The sequence below is a fragment of the Oceanobacillus damuensis genome, assembly GCF_001618145.1.
Taxonomy (GTDB): Bacteria; Bacillota; Bacilli; order Bacillales; family Amphibacillaceae; genus Oceanobacillus; species Oceanobacillus damuensis.
On sequence record NZ_LQNF01000079.1, the window covers coordinates 1 to 317 of the forward strand.

1 protein-coding gene is annotated in these 317 nt (G+C 38.8%); it reads left to right on the top strand.

Annotated features, from left to right (window positions below; genetic code table 11):
- Window positions 1-86 precede the first annotated feature (86 nt).
- A partial coding sequence (locus A4245_RS19470; RefSeq protein WP_157087783.1) for an IS110 family transposase occupies window positions 87-317 on the top strand: 231 nt, incomplete at its 3' end.

Sequence of the window (317 nt, forward strand, 5' to 3'; positions counted from 1 at the left end):
CGGGAAGCACTCATGGTAGATTAATCCCTATTCTGGTTGTTGCACCAGCCTCCAATAATGTATGCCGTAGAAAGGATGTTTTATCAATGGATGTAATCATTGAAAGAGCGTGTGGTATGGATGTTCATAAAGACAACATTACTGCATGCGTCATTACACCAGAAGGAAAGGAGATTGAAACATTTTCTACAAAGACGGTGTTCCTAATCCAGATGATAGACTGGATAAAGGAACATAGATGTATCCATGTTGCTATGGAGAGTACGAGTGTTTATTGGAAACCCATTGTTAATTTACTAGAATCAGAAGACATTGAG